This window comes from Hirschia litorea, from assembly GCF_042665075.1.
Classification (GTDB): domain Bacteria; phylum Pseudomonadota; class Alphaproteobacteria; order Caulobacterales; family Hyphomonadaceae; genus Hirschia; species Hirschia litorea.
In genome coordinates this window covers 750,364-765,846 of sequence record NZ_JBHTBR010000005.1, presented here as the reverse complement: position 1 = coordinate 765,846, position 15,483 = coordinate 750,364, and the positions used below count along the sequence as shown (strand labels likewise).

Sequence of the window (15,483 nt, the reverse complement as noted above, 5' to 3'; positions counted from 1 at the left end):
TCAATTTACTTCACCTTTAAAAACAGCCCAGCTCAAAGCCAGACCACGTAGGCGTTGGGGGTCGATTGGTTTTGCTGCAACAAGGCTCACGCCAGCTTTATTTGCTTTTGTTTGAAGGTCTGGATCAACGTCTGCTGTAACTGCGATGATGGGTGTTTTGCCTGCTGCACCATCTAATTCTCGAATGCGGCGTGTTGCCTCCAACCCATCCATTACCGGCATTCTGACATCCATAAATATAATAGAGTAATGCGTATTGGATGCAGCCTCTAGGGCTTCAGCGCCTGTGCCTGCAGTATCTACAGAAAAACCTGCCGTCACTAAGGCCCGTTTGGCAAGTAAGGAATTGACTGGATTATCATCTGCTATAAGTGCGCGTGCGCCTGTAGGTGCAACTTCAATCTTTTCAGAGGATTCTGTGAATTCTTCACCGCGCGCAGCAATTTCAACACGCTTTGCGATAGATGCCCCCCGCAATGGCCGAATAAGATACCCTACACATCCCATCTCTCTAAATTTGGGAATTTGCGCACGATCCTCGGGACGGAGAATAACTAAAGTTGGTGTGCGTTTAGCTTGTTTCTTAATGTTTGCAGGTGAAAGCGATCCATCAAGAATAGCAACATCCGCTTTTCCGTTTATAGGCGTTTTTTGATAACGAATATCTGAATTTGCAAGCGCAGACATAACTGCAATCTGAGACGCACAACTGGCTTGCAAATCAACGTTCAATATACGGCCGGAAGACGGCATTTTTGGGCTTTCAGCTTCTATTTTTAAAGGAAGTGTTAGAAAGAAACCAGCGCCATTTCCCAATTCAGATGCGATATGTAAACGCCCCTTCATTGCCAATGCCAAGCGTTGCGCAATGGCTAAACCAAGCCCTACCCCACTGTCACGCCCTGCGTCTGACGCTGAAACTTGCCCATATGCACTAAATATTTTTTCTTGCTCAGACACTGGGATACCCGCACCGGTGTCCCGCACAGCAAACACTAACTCACTTGATGAGGTCAGCCGTGCTGTCACAAGTACCCCACCCGTTTGCGTAAACTTTATCGCATTGCCTGCTAGATTGAATAATATTTGACGAATACGTCCTGCATCTCCCAAAAAAGAAGCTGGCAGATTGGGCGCTGGGGCGGCCGCAATATCGAGATTAGCTGCATGAGCACGTGGAGCAAGAAGTTCAACAACATCTTGGATAAGCTCAGAAGGATCAAACGGCGCGATATCCAGTGGAATATCACCAGCTTCCAATCGCGAATAATCGAGCACATTATTGAGCAAATCCAGCAATCTGGAGCCACTTTTTCCTATTGCCTCTACATATTCTTTTTGAACTGGAGAAAGCTCTGTCTCTTCGAGCAATGACACCATGCCCAATATGCCATTCAAAGGCGTACGAATTTCATGTGAAACCGATGCCGTAAAACGTTGTGACGTGTCTGGCTCGATACGTTCAACATCAGTTTTTATCTCTAAATCGTTCTGTTTTGATGTTGAAGACATTTTCTTGCTCGCTGTATAATCCTATCCCGACATAGCAGTGTGCATGGTTAACAAATGCCTACACTTACACAATAGCCATATGTAAAATGATGCAAACGCTGTCAGATTTAGTTTCTCAGCATTTCTTTAGGTTGTTGAGGCATTCCGATCGGTCTGAAACGATAATTTAGAGCTTCAGCTACATGAATTCGACGCACAGTTGATGCTCCGTCAAGATCGGCAATTGTGCGCGACACTTTAAGGACACGGTGATACCCTCGCGCGGAAAGACCAAGCTTTTCTGCAGCTTGCATCAATAATGCCTGCCCATCCGCTTCTGGCGTGCAGAAAGCATCAATCGCAGTAGTATCTGCATCTACATTTAAGTGCCGTGCGTTCACCACCTCTTTATAGCGCTGTTCTTGAAGATGGCGGGCTTTTTGAACGCGTTTGGCAACTTGCGCACTCCCCTCTATAGGAGGCGGCAAAGTTAAATCCATCGCGGTTACGGCGGGCACATCAATAAAAAGATCAATTCTATCAAGGAATGGACCTGACACACGCCCCATATAATCTACTTTACATGCAGGCTTACGCCGACACATATTCTCGGAGGGTCCACCTCCGCACTTACAAGGATTTGCAGCCGCTATAAGCTGGAAACGACTTGGATAACGCACATGCCTGTTTGCACGTGAAATAACTGCTTCTCCATTTTCCAGAGGCTGTCTGAGGCTATCCAAAACCTGACTCGAAAATTCCGGTATTATGGCGCAAACTCACCACATTCGATGATGTTTGTAATTAGATGTGATTATTGAAGTTTAAGTAAAACAATCGCCACGATAATCATCACGCAAACAGCCGCTACGATCCACTGCCATGATGGAGGCTTTGAGCCGTAGTCGGGGGATTTCTCGTAGCCTGCCATTATTCATCAGCCAATACTAACTTGAGCCTTTGGGCTTTTGCCTAAGAATAATTGGAACCCGACACTTTGGCCGTATCCAGTCATGTTTTTTTTGACAAATCCATCTGAGAAGCTCCAAAGTGTCCGCATACTCTTGCGAGAGATTTAGCCTAAATATTGGCTCATGGTGCCATATTCTATTACGTAAATCATTGATCTTTCGTACTCTTTTACTTAAAAAACCTCTATCTTTTCCGGCAGGTAGATTTGGGAAAGCATTTTTAAGCTCAGTACTCCATATATCCACATTGTAACGTGAATCCAGCATACTAGACCAAAAACCAAAACTTAAAGTCGCTACTAATTGACCCGTGCTTAATGAAGACTGCCTTTTTTGGATGCGTCGAGTTGCCAATTGTATATCTTCTTGTTGTCGAGAATGAGCTATTTTTAAAAATTTTGCTTCCCTCCACCACTCGTCGCCGTATCTATTTACAAGTGCTTGATTGATTCTATTTCTGAGACCTATTTCGACAGACTGAATTGGCAAATGGAACGCTTCCCCAATATATGCGTTCCATATATATAAATTTAGAGCGTTCTGGTCTGAAAAGTTTGTCGCTATTAAGTAGGTATTCAGCCTATCGCTTGAGATAGTTGGGTGAAAATTTGCAGTAACTAAATCTTGATCTTTTGAATTCATAATAGTAAGCATTCGATGTGAGCCATATGTCGTCACTGATTCAAACGACGCTGGACTGTAAGAACCCCGTGACAGCCTTTGGCCCTCGCGGGGTTCGCTCATTTTAAGATATACCTATAAAATTTAACTACTTATGCTTGATCATTTTCATAAATGCAATCAACCCTGCAATCGAAACGCATAAATTTATTGAAAATATAAATCTTATAAATCGTCCTCTTATTTGTTAAGTTTCTAATTGTAGCATATTTGCTCCTATTACATCCATGCAAAGCAGAAAGAACGCTGTCGTAAATGACCCGCGGCTTATTTTGTTTGTCAGGTTGCGCTCATTTTCAGAAACACCACGCTCTTGAAGTTTTTTAGCCAATTCAACATAAGTTATGCCGCGCCTTTTCAGCTCTGCTTTTAGCAGGTTTTTGGCCTTCAATTCATATTCTACATTGATTGGATCGTCTTTAGCCATCACATTTCCTCATAAAAGCATCATATTTGATGATATACACCATTGACAATGACGTTTCAACATATCATATATAGTGCATAACCTCATCGGATATGATATGTCACAGCACTTTTTACTATCTCCTCTCGCAAAAACACTGTCGCTAACTAAGGTTCTGCGCATGTCGGATAAAGACGCCGAAACAGCTTTTCGTGCGATCCGTTGGGCTGAAACCGATGGTGAGCCTGTTTGTCCTGAATGTGGGTGTGTTGATCACTATGACCTTAAAAGCCGCCCAGTATGGAAGTGCAAAAGTTGCAAGAAACAATTCAGCATTACATCAGGCACGATCTTTCACAGCCGCAAACTAAGCCTTCGTGATATTCTCGGAGCAATTGCGATATTCACGAACGGTGCGAAAGGTTATTCAGCTCTTCAACTCTCCCGTGATCTTGGTTGCGACTACAAAGCTGCTTTCGTTCTTCTCCACAAACTTCGTGAATCAATAGCACTTGCTCGTCATGAAGGCGCTTTGCAGGGTAATGTTGAAGTTGATGGTGCGTACTTCGGTGGATACGTGAAACCAGCTAACAACCGTGAAGACCGCAAAGATCGCCGCAAGAAGATCAACCAGTCTGGCAAGCGCCAAGTTGTTATCGTTATGCGTGAGCGTGAAGGCCGCACACGCACAGTCGTAGGAAAAGTCGAAGCAGAGGGCGTAGAGGCCACAAAAGCGAATGTAGCGCCTTCTGCAACAGTTCACGCGGACGAAGCTTCACACTGGGACAAACTAGCTGCTCACTTCCCTATAAAGCGTATCAACCACCAGAAGGCATATTCAAAGGATGGAGCTTGCACTAACCAAGCTGAATCATTCTTTAGCCGTATCCGTCGCGCTGAAATTGGTATTCACCACCACATTGCAGGTAAATATCTCTCTTCATACGCAACAGAACTAGCATGGCGCGAGGATGTTCGACGCGAAAGCAATGGCAACCAGTTCACAATGATAGTGAACTGTGCAGCGATAGCACCTAAATCTCCTACAATGTGTGGATATTGGCAGAAAAATTCGAAATAGTTATCAATAAGTTAAACTTTAGCTCGAACCAACTATTGACTCAAATACAAAAAGGCGCCTTGACCATAGCCCAAAACTCGCTAAGTTATATTTGGGTAGGCAAGCGCCAGAACCACTCCAAGTTGGCTTACGCTGGCAGCATCCGAAGCGATGTGAAACAGGAGCTGGGGGCCTACCTGTTTTTCCAACACTCTCTCAAAAAATGAAGCTGCTCTTCACTTGGATTAGCGGCTCCAAGGTTGGGAACAATTGTTAGACCCTCACCGTAAGATGATTTATTTTTCGTAATTAAATTGGGGATCAGTTTAGTTGCATAAGCTGGTTCTATATTACCATACCTGTTTGGCTCCAAAGCCGTGAAGAAAGCACTTGTGGTGCAATCAGCGATCTGCAAACCGGCTCTTTTTGTATGGTTTTCTACGCGAATACCCTCAATATCCAAAATGCTCCAATCAGTTCTTCTAGGGGTTTTAACAACATCAGCATCAGCGGCCCTACCTTTAAAATACTCAGACATAGTTTGGTAGTTTGTTCCGCCTCGTTGAGAAAATGTTAGATGCAGAACACAAGGTTCGCCTTTTGATTTTCTCTCACAAGCTGATATCAATCTTTCAATCAAAAATCTAACTAGATAATTGTATAACCATTGTGGCTTCTTAAATTGATGCTCAAATTTTCCGCCCGGTATAGTGACCTTATGCGACATCATCACCGCCACACCCATTGGTATATCTGAAAGCATATTAACAGCTACTATACGCTGCTCATGTTTCAGGTTTGACCAGTGCAGACTAGAGTTTTTCTTAGTGGGGAACTTTGAGCGTAATTCATCGCGCTTACTTGGAAGTAATTTATCGGTGTCTGAACTCACAATAATTGCGCCCAACATCAACCAAGTTGACTGGCCACCTCTAGTTTCTAAATTTCTAAGTTTTCCGAAGCCTTCATCTCCAGCTTCGTCAATATAAGCGTAATAATGATTCATAAAATATTGGCCGCAGAATAATCAATAACATCAGCGACCAAAAGTTGCAGTATTTTCAATAATATGTCGAGTCATGGATTAGTTAGGAATTTACTTCGCAATCCTCCACCGCTTGTAAGGCCCGTAAGCGTCATGATCAGTAGTCATGCCGTCTTGCCTTACTAGACCCTGCTTCACACAAGTATTGATACAAGCGCTAGTACGTTTCCTTATAGTTATTAGGGTTGCCTCGTCCGCGTCTAATCCTCTATCAGCTGCCCAAAGCTCAGTGATTTGGCGAGATGTTAATGATGTTTCGGATGTCCGTAGAGAATTAAGCACAAACCGTTTTACACTTCCTTTCTCAGCCCTATGCTTCACTACATAGGGTCTTATTTTGTAATTGTCCGCTTCAGGATCAAAGAGCCTGATTGATGCGTCAATGTGGTCAATGTCTACTGTAATCTTCTTGATTTCAGTGCGGAACTTTTCACGAAGAGCGCCTAGCTCATCGCGTTTAGCTTTCAGACCCGCAACAGTGTTGGGGCGCTCATATTCTTCATTTAGTTTCATCACCTCAGTATAACATCATAATCGATGATGTATAGCATTATATTTGGTGAGTTTGCGCCATAATACCGGAAAATTCGGGCAATTCATCTAAAAATAACACACCGTGATGCGCTAAAGAAACCTCGCCAGGCCGTGCTTTGATACCGCCCCCAACCATAGCCGCCATACTTGCTGAATGATGTGGTCCTCTAAAGGGGCGCACACGCGATAATTGACCTTTTTCCAACGCACCGGCAATTGATTGAATTTGACTCACTTCTAATAATTCATGCGCAGAAAGAGGCGGTAAAATACCTGCCAGTCGTTGTGCTAGCATGGATTTGCCTGAACCTGGTGGCCCCATCATAAGGAGGTTGTGGCCGCCTGCTGCCGCTATCTCTAAGGCACGCTTTGCACCTTCTTGCCCTTTGACATCCTTAAGGTCGGGGACTGTTTCAATCTCCGTGAGTTCGCCAGGTTTAGCGCTGATGATTTGTTGGTTGCCTTTAAAGTGAGATATTAATTCCATCAAACTTTTGGCTGGTAGAACATGGCCTCCAGACCACGCAGCTTCTGGCCCGCAATCTTTTGGGCATATCAGTGTTTTACCCAACGCTTCGGCACCCATAGAGGCTGGAAGTGCACCTGGAATTGTCGCTATATTTCCATCTAACGAAAGCTCACCAATAGCAGCCATACCATCAAGAGCATCTGAAGCTAAAACTCCAATAGCCTGCAGAAGTGCTAAGGCGATTGCGAGATCATAATGACTGCCTTCTTTGGGAAGATCGGCCGGTGCTAGATTCACAACAATTCTTTTGGGAGGCATTGAAAGGCCAAGGGAGGCAAAAGCTGCACTCACCCGCTCTCGACTTTCAGCAACGGCTTTATCTGCTAATCCCACGATAGCAAAATGCACTTGTCCGCTAGAAAGCTGAACTTGAACATCAACAGGGTTTGCTGTGACCCCTTCAAACGCGAACGTTGTTATACGACTAACCATGATATCCCCCACATGTTCTGATTGTGGATATCACATTTTTTAGAACATATGAAGAACAAATTTAAGTAATGCTAGTCTAGAGTTGCATCATTGCCTTCTGGGATTTGAATCTCAGGCTCAAAAGTTTCGATTTTGGATGTGTCATCAACTGGAATGTCCACACGGCCTAAAGCCGTTTTTCCTGCTTCTACTTCATTGGGATCACTAAAGTTAAAGCCACTTGCTTTTTTTGCAGCACTATCATCACCCGGGATTGAAAAATTAAAACCTGATGTTTTTGGTGCTGCTTCTTGTGTTTCCGCAGGAGGGTTTTCATCTTTTTCAGCCGCACATGCTGTAGAACCCATCGCCAGAAAGGCACCTAAAATAAGGCTATAAGAAACTTTCTTCATTTCGATCTCTTCCTTCAAAGTCTACATATACAAGCAATAACACATCGCAATCATTTATATTCCAGCCCTGTACGGGCATCATGTCAATATTGGAATAAAACTATCACTTATTTTTGAACTTAGCCTGAATAACATCCCACATACGACCAACCGGGTCGATGCCAGTAAGTTTCTTAATCGCTTGCGCCCCAGTTGGAGAGGTTACATTCACCTCTGTGAGATAGCCGCCAATCACATCAATACCTACAAATATGAGGCCACGTTTCTTTAATTCAGGACCAATCGTGGCACAGATTTCCAATTCACGTGCCGTTAATTCAGATCCTTTGGCTGTCCCACCTACGACTAAATTTGAGCGAATGGCTCCCTCTGGTGGCATGCGATTAATCGCACCACAAGGCTCACCTTCAACAAGAATAATACGCTTATCTCCCGCACTCACATCAGGCAAAAATGCTTGAGCAATAAAGGGTTCAGGCGCTTTTTCTTGAAACATTTCCACAAGCGCTTCAAAGTTTCCATCGTCCGGCTTAATGCGAACAACGGATGCACCACCATGCCCATATAATGGCTTGAGAACAATATCCTTGTGCTTTTTACGGAAAGCCTTAATCGCCTCAAGCGAGCGACTAATCATCGTTGGAGGTTGAAGCTCTGGATACTCAAGCGGAAATACTTTTTCTGGACTAGAACGTACCCAACCAGGATCATTCACGACAAGAGTATCTGGTTGAATTAATTCTAATAAATGGGCACCCGTCAAATATCCCATGTGAAAAGGTGGATCCTGACGCATAAGCACGACATCCACATCTGCACGCATATCTAATAATTCGCGCTCACCTAACTCACAATGTCCCTCATCTCTCCGGAAAACCTTTGCCGGGCGCGCCCATGCTTTCACTTCGCCCGCATCATAATATAAATCATCAACACTATAGACCCATAACTTAAAGCCACGCGCTTGTGCTTCTTCAATCATGGCAAAAGTTGTGTCACCCGCTGGATTTACATTTTCCAATGGGTCCATTTGAACAGCAATTTTCATAGTGGGCGCGAGCCTCCAGCAAGCAATATGGGGATATCAGCGCCAAGCACCGACAATAAGTCTATTGCCTACAAGATAGGCGGTATTCTTCTATTTAGAAGAGGCGTTATCACCAAAAGGGTCCGCATAGGGGTCAGAATAACCTGATGAAGGGTTATTTGGCTCATTTGGAACAATCAAATAACCATCCGCATCATATTGAGCGGCAGGTTGTTGTGGGTCCGAGTATGGCTGGTTTTGGTTTGGAAGCGGTGTATTCGCACCACCATAAAGCCCAGTATCATCATAACCACCTAAATCTCTCGGTGGGTTGGGGTCAATATACCCAACTTGTCCCCCTTGGGGCTGCGCGGAATAAGGCGCTTGATATTGTGGCTGTGGCTGCGGCTGTTGCACGACGCTTGTACGTCCAAGTGGCGTACCATTAGCAACCGTAGGACCAGTCTTTACTTCATAATTTGGTGGAGTAGAACGGTCACGCATTTTTACATATGACACCACTCGTTCAACGCCTTTGATAAGACTCGCATGTTCTGCGGCACGTTTTAGTTCGGTTTGGTTTCGCGCAAAACCAAGCAGATAAACAACGCCGTTGAACGTCTCAATATTGTAGTTGACGCTCTTAATCTCAGCATCACCAACAAGGCGCGAGCGAACTTTTGCGGTGATCCATTCATCATTCACATTTTTGAGCAGCGATGTCTTAGGCATCACTTCAATTTCGTTTGCCACCTCATCAATCGTGCGCACACCCCACGCAATTTGATCGGCTTCAACCTTATCTTCTTCAGTCTCAACACGTCCGGTTAAAAGAACCAATCTCGATGTTACCTCAACATCAACCTGCATAAAACGTCCTGGTGATCGAGCAAGTAATTGGCTCTTAATTTGGCTTGCAGCAGAAGCCTCATCTAAGCTCTCACCAAACGTCTTTTCCTGAACGACTGCACACCCAGTTAGTGCGCCAATCATACAAGGGGCCAACAGAGCGATTGCAAAGGTGCGGATTTTCATTGGATGGCTCCTAAAGACTCTCATTGGTTCAGTTATTCAATCTACCTTAGCAGGATAGCGATTTAACCATGAAATAAAGATAAAAATACTGAGTTACGGTGTGATTAAGCTCAAAGCGCAAACTCTATTTAGGGACATCTAATCAACAAAACATGTCAAAATTTCGTATATATTCTCAATCAATGTTTTTTATAGCCGCCAATAGTCTTGAAAATGCTTAGGCAGAGCAAACGGCGCGATAACAAGCAAATCATATCGCCAGTCACACTTTGAAAAATTTGGCTTATGCGACATCCATATTTCTGCAGTACGCGCAATGCGGCGCCAAGATCGATCCGTCACAGCGTGTTGACCACGCTCAATAGATTTACGTGCCTTCACTTCAATAAAGGCAATAAGCGCTCCCTTTTTTGCGATAATATCTATTTCACCTGAATGCATCCGAACGCGATGGGCTAGAATTTGATAGCCTTTAATCATTAAAAATAGAGACGCTAAAAGCTCCGCGCGGCGTCCTTTCGTTTCCCGTTTTTGACGAGAGGTATCTTTATTGCGCGTCTTCATTTCCCCCCCAGACTCTATTTGCCCGATGCTTCATCCTTTAACATTTGAGCACGAGCATAGACATCACGTTTCTTTAAACCAAATTTCTCGGCAACTTCAGAAGAAGCCTGCTTTACTGACATTGTAGCAAGTGCGTCTTGAATAGCGACATCCAAATCCTCTTCACTTATATTCTCATCAGAGTTTGGGGGACCAACTAAAACGACTAATTCTCCTTTAGGGGGGCCTTCTTCTTCTATCGCTTTTGCAAGGTCGGTCAGTGGCAGTCTACGCGCTTCTTCAAACCGTTTTGTCAATTCACGGGCCAGCACCGCGTCTCGGTTTCCAAACACTTGGGCCATGTCATTTAAACTTTTAGCTAAACGTGACGGCCCCTCAAAGAAGATCAGCGTCGTATCTAATGCTTTGTATTTATCTAAAAATTTCAGGCGAGAGGTCTGCTTGGGTGGTGGAAAGCCTGCAAAAAGAAAACTGTTGGACGGCAGACCAGAAATTGTCAAAGCTGCAAGAGGTGCAGAAGCTCCTGGCAAGGCAGTGACATAGTGGCCCGCCTCAATAGCTTCACGCGCAAGTTTATACCCAGGGTCAGATACAAGTGGAGTACCAGCATCAGAAATTAACGCTATGCGATGCCCCTTTGCTAGTTCACGTAGAATTCTAGGCCGCGATATTGCCCCATTATGGTCGTGATAAGGGCGTAGCTCTGGGATTAAACCATATGCATGCATTAACTTTGCTGCAACACGGGTGTCTTCTGCCAACACTAAATCAGCCGAGGCCAATACATCCAAAGCGCGTAAAGTTATGTCTCTTAAATTGCCGATAGGCGTTGCGACGATATACAGACCCGCATTAAGGTCTGGATTTGGACGAATCATACGGTTAACAGCAGCATGTTGTGCTTGTTTTGAACCATCGTCGGGATTAGTGTCTCCGACAAGTTCAGAGTCAGAAATATCTGACTTTGATATGTCGGGGATTGAATTTGCGCCCTCATGGCCGCTGGAGAAGTTTGAAGATGACATCACTGCCCAATGCTAAGGATAAAAAACGCTTATTCGCCTTTAGCGGTCAATCGCTTGCGGCGCTAGGCCTTACTCTATCATTGCTGGCGGGATGCGCCACCACTGATCCGCGTCCTTCTACACCGATCTATCGCGGCGATGAACGTCCTGAATCAACCCGCCCCGATAGACCCGAGCCTCCAAAGCCTAAAGAAGAACCAAAAGAAACTGTTGAGAATAAACAGACCCAAGCGCAGACACCAGCAGCAAGCATTATCCCTCGCCACATGCAAGGGAGCGACCCTAAAGGTTTTGAAAACATAAGAGAAATTGCAATCTTGCTTCCCCTATCTAGCTCAAGTGCAGCAGTTAGAAAACAAGCAGAGAGCATTCTTGCGGGTGCAGAAATGGCACTTTTTCAGGCTGGAATTAAAGACGTTATCTTACTTCCAAAAGATACAGGCGGCATCCAATCGAAATCACGAGACGTTGCCATAGAAGCCCTTAGACAAGGCGCTGATGCTTTTATTGGTCCATTGTTTTCTCAAAATGTCGCTGTAGTGAACGAGGTAGCTGCACCAAATAACATTCCTGTCCTTGCCTTTTCAACAGACCGCACAGTGGCAGGTAATGGTGTTTATCTTGTATCGCTTCCCTTGGAAGAAGAAGTTGCACGTATAGTAGACTGGGCAACACTCAATGGTGTGACACAATTTGCGATGTTTGGACCTGCCAACACATATGGATATAAGGTTGAGGCAGCACTTCGATATGAAGCGAATTTACGCAATGCAAGTGTAATAAAATCAGAGCTTTACAGCCCAAGTGAACCTTCCCCAACAGGCGCAGCTCAGCGTTTAGCAACGGCAGTGAAGGAAGCAGATAAATACGCTCCGGGCAAGGTTGCAGTATTAATCCCTGAACAAGGTACGCGCCTACGGGCAGTTGCGCCGCTTTTACCCTATTATGATGTGAATATTAAAAGCGTAAAAATCTTAGGTACAGGTCTGTGGAACACACCAGATGTTTGGCGGGAACCATCTTTGGAAGGCGGAGTATTTGCTGCACCAAACCCTACTACTATTGGACAATACACTGATATTTATAAACAAATTAACGGTGATGAGCCTACAAGCATGTCCACATTGGGGTATGATGCAACTTTGATGACGCTCATGATGTTGAGCGAAAACTCAATGAACCGCGCCTCATTAGAACGTCGCGACGGGTTTTTAGGTACAAATGGTCTATTCCGTTTCCGGTCCGATGGGACGATTGAGCGGGGTTTATCAGTGCTACAAGTGACCGGACGCGGCAATGTGAATGTGATAGAACCGGGGTTATCTACATTTTCACCGGACGGGTTCTAAACAGCGGGCACATAAAATAGAAAAAGGCTGCATAGACATCTTATGCAGCCTTTTTTATTCAAGAATAAGCCGCGTACATATATGATCAGCTAATAGCCGACCTTGTGATGTCAGCTTGATATTATTATCATTAAATTCAATAAGTTGTGCACTTTTCAATTCTTCCAACACGTGCTGAGAAATAGAGCGTCCATTGAGACTTTCATAGTCTGAGCGTGCCATACCTGACACCATTCTCATCCCCATCATGAGACGCTCATTAGCGACGTCTTCAATGGATAAAGTCTGCGAATGATCTACACCCTGCCCTGTGTCTGCTACCTGCCTGATATAGTCCTGCGGGCGACGTGCTGCGATGGTTTCTACTCTCTGGTTGTCGCTTGTTACCCTGCCGTGGGCACCTGGCCCTATGCCTAGCCAATCACCTGACCGCCAATAGATGATATTGTGCTTTGCATGATGGCTTTCATCTCTTGCATGGTTGGATACTTCATATGCAGGATAGCCCGCTTGGATCATTCTGCTTTGTGTCAATTCATACAAGTCTGCGGCAACATCATCGTCTGCAGGTTTCCATGCGCCGCGTTCAACAGCTTTTCCAAAAGCAGTTTTTTGCGCAATCGTAAGTTCATATAATGACAAATGATCAGCGCCGAGATTTACAATTTCATTCAATTGCGATCGCCAATCTTCGATGGACTGGTCTGGTAGCGCGTAAATGAAATCGAGTGACAGTGAGTCAAAACATTGCCGCCCTGCTTGGATAGCTTGATGGGCCATTTCAACATCATGGTTTCGGCCTAAAAATTTCAAATCTCGATCACTAAGACTTTGAACCCCCAATGAGAGGCGATTTATGCCCGTATCTGCAAACCCAGAAAAGCGTAAATAGTCATCTGGGTTGGCTTCTAATGTGATTTCAATATCAGGCTTTATATCCCATAGATCACCGATAAGAGCCAATAACCTATTTACAGAATCAGGCGGCAATAACGAAGGCGTACCGCCTCCAAGGAAAACGGTATCAAGTCGTCGTGGCCCTGTTTTGGCGCGCCAGCCCTTTAAGTCATCAAAGATCGCCTGCAATAAAGGCTCAATATCTCTTGCTTTATTTGCATAGACATTGAAATCACAATAGGGGCAGATTTTGGCGCAGTAAGGCCAATGAACATAAATGCCAAACCCTCTGTCGGGTTCAAACTCAAGCATTAAAGCAAAGCTTCGGTGAGTAACTTAAATGCGTTGGCGCGATGACTCATAGCGTGTTTTCTAGCCGGCTCCATTTCACCAAATGTGATAGTTTCACCTTTGGCGACAAACATTGCATCATACCCAAAACCGTTTGAACCGCGTGGGGGCCATACAAGTTCACCTTCAACTTCTCCACGGAAAGTAACGGTCTCACCATCTGGCCATGCCACAGATAAAGCACACACAAAACGCGCAGTACGTTCCGCAGCTTTTTCATCTTCTAAAGCCTGATTGACTTTCTCCATCGCAAGATTGAAATCCTTGCTCTCGCCTGCCCAACGCGCGGAATAAATACCAGGCGCACCATTTAATGCATCTACTGCGAGACCAGAATCATCCGCTAATGCAGGTGACCCTGAAGCTTTTGCTGCCGCGAGCGCTTTTAATTCGGCATTCTCTTCAAAAGTAAGTCCTGTTTCTTCAGGTTCTTCAAGGTTTAAATCGCCTGCAGATATAGGCTCAAAACCCAGAGGCTCTAACAAGTCTTTTAATTCACGTACTTTGCCTTGATTGTGGGTTGCTGCAATCAAACGTCCAGGCTGGAGTTTTCTGTGTGGGTGCGAATCAGTCATAATCGTCTCCAACGTGATTTCAGGTATGCGTTTTCTTAATTTACAGCACATATATTGTTTTTCGATAATATTTGTGCCACATCTACATGTCTATAGTGTTCGCTTAAAAACGAAACTACATTTGTTATAAGATCAAGGGAATTATCTATCCGATGAGCGGGCTTGAAGATACATTGAAATTTCGCGCACTCGGTCGCGGGTCTTTATCTTCTATCTTGAAGGTATTGGTTGATATTTTCTGGATTGGTGCGTGCGCGGTTCTTGGATTCGTTTGGATAGTTACTCTGATTTCAATTATTGCGATGATTGGCGGAGGTGAGGTTGAGAACTCTGTCCTTGGAAAAATATCACTACACGCACACCCATTTAAAATGACCAGTCTCGCACTTGTGGGAACGGTTTTATGTGTGGGCATAATGTGTATTGCATCTAATCTACGCGGCGTTTTTGAAACGCTTGTAGATGGTGACCCTTTTGTGCCTGACAACGCACATAGATTTCGAGTCATCGCACTGATTCTTGCTATCTTGGAACTTGCCAGAATTTTGGTAGATCCAATGATTGCATTTTTATTAAATATATTTGGCGTAGATATAGATCTACAGCCAATGTCCATATTTACACGGTTGATGGGAACAAATTTCATCACGTGGGGGGCTGTGCTGATCTTGGTTGTCCTATCGCAGGTTTTCGATGAGGGTGCCCGCCTTCGCGAAGATCAACAGATGACCATCTAAACAAAAGGCCCTACCCTGACCTCATGACGATTCGTGTAAAACTAGATCAAGTCCTATTAGATCGCCGTATGTCTCTCACTGAGCTTGGCGATCGTGTGGGCATTACGTTGGCAAATCTGTCTATTCTAAAAACAGGTAAGGCCAAAGCGATACGGTTTTCAACGCTAGAAGCCCTTTGTCGAGAACTTGGCTGTCAGCCAGGCGATATTCTTATTTGGGAAGACGAAGAAGACACAATTGATGGATCTGATGACGAAAGTCAGCGAACGGCGGCAGAGTAAGTAACTCTCCCTTTCATCTATATTTCTTCTTGGGAAACTAAAGTAAGAATTACAAATTTGCATTGAAATCATCAAAAAGATGAAATCTCGCAAAGTATATT

The 15,483-nt window shown here is 44.6% G+C and carries 17 protein-coding genes and 1 pseudogene; 4 read left to right on the top strand and 14 right to left on the bottom strand.

The window, feature by feature from the left end; translation table 11 throughout:
• The 4 genes from ACFQS8_RS12270 to ACFQS8_RS12255 form a co-directional block, all read right to left on the bottom strand.
• Nucleotides 1–1,512, bottom strand: a complete 1,512-nt coding sequence (locus ACFQS8_RS12270; RefSeq protein ID WP_382167791.1) for a response regulator — start codon at nucleotides 1,510–1,512, stop codon at nucleotides 1–3.
• Between the two features lie 107 nt (nucleotides 1,513–1,619).
• On the bottom strand, nucleotides 1,620–2,234 hold the full coding sequence (locus ACFQS8_RS12265; RefSeq protein ID WP_382167789.1) for a magnesium chelatase subunit ChlI family protein: 615 nt from the start codon (nucleotides 2,232–2,234) through the stop codon (nucleotides 1,620–1,622).
• Between the two features lie 204 nt (nucleotides 2,235–2,438).
• Nucleotides 2,439–3,116 (bottom strand): Abi family protein, encoded by a 678-nt coding sequence (locus ACFQS8_RS12260; protein WP_382167787.1) that lies wholly within the window; start codon nucleotides 3,114–3,116, stop codon nucleotides 2,439–2,441.
• Between the two features lie 214 nt (nucleotides 3,117–3,330).
• Nucleotides 3,331–3,570 carry a DUF6471 domain-containing protein gene (locus ACFQS8_RS12255; RefSeq protein WP_382167785.1) on the bottom strand — a complete coding sequence of 80 codons (240 nt, stop codon included), beginning with the start codon at nucleotides 3,568–3,570 and terminating at the stop codon, nucleotides 3,331–3,333.
• Nucleotides 3,571–3,667: 97 nt separating this feature from the next.
• On the opposite strand from ACFQS8_RS12255, the gene ACFQS8_RS12250 reads away from it, so the two are divergent.
• Complete coding sequence (locus ACFQS8_RS12250) at nucleotides 3,668–4,630, top strand: IS1595 family transposase (RefSeq protein ID WP_382167783.1); 963 nt, start codon at nucleotides 3,668–3,670, stop codon at nucleotides 4,628–4,630.
• Nucleotides 4,631–4,802: 172 nt separating this feature from the next.
• On the opposite strand, the gene ACFQS8_RS12245 is transcribed toward ACFQS8_RS12250, so the two are convergent.
• The 8 genes and pseudogenes from ACFQS8_RS12245 to rsmI all read right to left on the bottom strand — a co-directional run bounded on the left by ACFQS8_RS12245 (nucleotide 4,803) and on the right by rsmI (nucleotide 11,045).
• Nucleotides 4,803–5,615 carry a DUF3800 domain-containing protein gene (locus ACFQS8_RS12245; RefSeq protein ID WP_382167781.1) on the bottom strand — a complete coding sequence of 271 codons (813 nt, stop codon included), beginning with the start codon at nucleotides 5,613–5,615 and terminating at the stop codon, nucleotides 4,803–4,805.
• A gap of 90 nt (nucleotides 5,616–5,705) precedes the next feature.
• Complete coding sequence (locus tag ACFQS8_RS12240; protein ID WP_382168621.1) at nucleotides 5,706–6,167, bottom strand: hypothetical protein; 462 nt, start codon at nucleotides 6,165–6,167, stop codon at nucleotides 5,706–5,708.
• 64 nt (nucleotides 6,168–6,231) lie between these two features.
• A pseudogene (locus ACFQS8_RS12235) lies at nucleotides 6,232–7,149 on the bottom strand (YifB family Mg chelatase-like AAA ATPase); the annotation flags it as partial.
• 71 nt (nucleotides 7,150–7,220) lie between these two features.
• Nucleotides 7,221–7,541: a hypothetical protein gene (locus ACFQS8_RS12230; RefSeq protein ID WP_382167779.1), complete on the bottom strand. Its 321-nt coding sequence runs from the start codon at nucleotides 7,539–7,541 to the stop codon at nucleotides 7,221–7,223.
• A gap of 103 nt (nucleotides 7,542–7,644) precedes the next feature.
• Complete coding sequence (gshB, locus tag ACFQS8_RS12225) at nucleotides 7,645–8,589, bottom strand: glutathione synthase (protein ID WP_382167777.1); 945 nt, start codon at nucleotides 8,587–8,589, stop codon at nucleotides 7,645–7,647.
• 90 nt (nucleotides 8,590–8,679) lie between these two features.
• Entirely contained in the window at nucleotides 8,680–9,603 is a 924-nt protein-coding gene (locus ACFQS8_RS12220) for a BON domain-containing protein (protein ID WP_382167775.1), read from the bottom strand.
• A gap of 189 nt (nucleotides 9,604–9,792) precedes the next feature.
• Entirely contained in the window at nucleotides 9,793–10,167 is a 375-nt protein-coding gene (locus tag ACFQS8_RS12215) for a YraN family protein (RefSeq protein ID WP_382167774.1), read from the bottom strand.
• A 14-nt stretch (nucleotides 10,168–10,181) separates the two neighbouring features.
• The gene (rsmI, locus tag ACFQS8_RS12210) at nucleotides 10,182–11,045 is read right to left on the bottom strand and encodes a 16S rRNA (cytidine(1402)-2'-O)-methyltransferase (RefSeq protein ID WP_382168619.1); all 864 of its coding nucleotides are present in this window, start codon (nucleotides 11,043–11,045) and stop codon (nucleotides 10,182–10,184) included.
• Nucleotides 11,046–11,185: 140 nt separating this feature from the next.
• Here rsmI and ACFQS8_RS12205 point away from each other — a divergent pair, with 140 nt between their 5' ends.
• On the top strand, nucleotides 11,186–12,541 hold the full coding sequence (locus ACFQS8_RS12205; protein ID WP_382167772.1) for a penicillin-binding protein activator: 1,356 nt from the start codon (nucleotides 11,186–11,188) through the stop codon (nucleotides 12,539–12,541).
• A 54-nt stretch (nucleotides 12,542–12,595) separates the two neighbouring features.
• Here ACFQS8_RS12205 and hemW read toward each other — a convergent pair whose 3' ends face one another.
• Both hemW and rdgB read right to left on the bottom strand, forming a co-directional pair.
• Nucleotides 12,596–13,750 carry a radical SAM family heme chaperone HemW gene (gene hemW / locus ACFQS8_RS12200; RefSeq protein ID WP_382167770.1) on the bottom strand — a complete coding sequence of 385 codons (1,155 nt, stop codon included), beginning with the start codon at nucleotides 13,748–13,750 and terminating at the stop codon, nucleotides 12,596–12,598.
• Nucleotides 13,750–14,364, bottom strand: coding sequence for an RdgB/HAM1 family non-canonical purine NTP pyrophosphatase (gene rdgB / locus ACFQS8_RS12195; RefSeq protein WP_382167768.1), 615 nt, complete (start codon nucleotides 14,362–14,364; stop codon nucleotides 13,750–13,752). Before rdgB ends, hemW begins: the two co-directional genes overlap by 1 nt.
• A gap of 152 nt (nucleotides 14,365–14,516) precedes the next feature.
• On the opposite strand from rdgB, the gene ACFQS8_RS12190 reads away from it, so the two are divergent.
• On the top strand, nucleotides 14,517–15,101 hold the full coding sequence (locus ACFQS8_RS12190; protein ID WP_382167767.1) for a DUF2975 domain-containing protein: 585 nt from the start codon (nucleotides 14,517–14,519) through the stop codon (nucleotides 15,099–15,101).
• 23 nt (nucleotides 15,102–15,124) lie between these two features.
• Complete coding sequence (locus tag ACFQS8_RS12185; protein WP_382167765.1) at nucleotides 15,125–15,382, top strand: helix-turn-helix domain-containing protein; 258 nt, start codon at nucleotides 15,125–15,127, stop codon at nucleotides 15,380–15,382.
• The last annotated feature ends 101 nt before the right edge of the window (nucleotides 15,383–15,483 follow it).

Bases quoted from the DNA above. Each gene is read 5' to 3' on its own strand.
- gshB (WP_382167777.1), bottom strand. From the start codon at position 8,589: ATGAAAATTGCTGTTCAAATGGACCCATTGGAAAATGTAAATCCAGCG.
- ACFQS8_RS12260 (WP_382167787.1), bottom strand. From the start codon at position 3,116: ATGCTTACTATTATGAATTCAAAAGATCAAGATTTAGTTACTGCAAAT.
- ACFQS8_RS12205 (WP_382167772.1), top strand. From the start codon at position 11,186: ATGACATCACTGCCCAATGCTAAGGATAAAAAACGCTTATTCGCCTTT.
- ACFQS8_RS12240 (WP_382168621.1), bottom strand. From the start codon at position 6,167: ATGAAACTAAATGAAGAATATGAGCGCCCCAACACTGTTGCGGGTCTG.
- ACFQS8_RS12190 (WP_382167767.1), top strand. From the start codon at position 14,517: ATGAGCGGGCTTGAAGATACATTGAAATTTCGCGCACTCGGTCGCGGG.
- ACFQS8_RS12185 (WP_382167765.1), top strand. From the start codon at position 15,125: ATGACGATTCGTGTAAAACTAGATCAAGTCCTATTAGATCGCCGTATG.
- ACFQS8_RS12220 (WP_382167775.1), bottom strand. From the start codon at position 9,603: ATGAAAATCCGCACCTTTGCAATCGCTCTGTTGGCCCCTTGTATGATT.
- hemW (WP_382167770.1), bottom strand. From the start codon at position 13,750: ATGCTTGAGTTTGAACCCGACAGAGGGTTTGGCATTTATGTTCATTGG.
- ACFQS8_RS12245 (WP_382167781.1), bottom strand. From the start codon at position 5,615: ATGAATCATTATTACGCTTATATTGACGAAGCTGGAGATGAAGGCTTC.
- ACFQS8_RS12270 (WP_382167791.1), bottom strand. From the start codon at position 1,512: ATGTCTTCAACATCAAAACAGAACGATTTAGAGATAAAAACTGATGTT.
- ACFQS8_RS12250 (WP_382167783.1), top strand. From the start codon at position 3,668: ATGTCACAGCACTTTTTACTATCTCCTCTCGCAAAAACACTGTCGCTA.
- rsmI (WP_382168619.1), bottom strand. From the start codon at position 11,045: ATGATTCGTCCAAATCCAGACCTTAATGCGGGTCTGTATATCGTCGCA.
- ACFQS8_RS12255 (WP_382167785.1), bottom strand. From the start codon at position 3,570: ATGGCTAAAGACGATCCAATCAATGTAGAATATGAATTGAAGGCCAAA.
- ACFQS8_RS12230 (WP_382167779.1), bottom strand. From the start codon at position 7,541: ATGAAGAAAGTTTCTTATAGCCTTATTTTAGGTGCCTTTCTGGCGATG.
- ACFQS8_RS12215 (WP_382167774.1), bottom strand. From the start codon at position 10,167: ATGAAGACGCGCAATAAAGATACCTCTCGTCAAAAACGGGAAACGAAA.
- rdgB (WP_382167768.1), bottom strand. From the start codon at position 14,364: ATGACTGATTCGCACCCACACAGAAAACTCCAGCCTGGACGTTTGATT.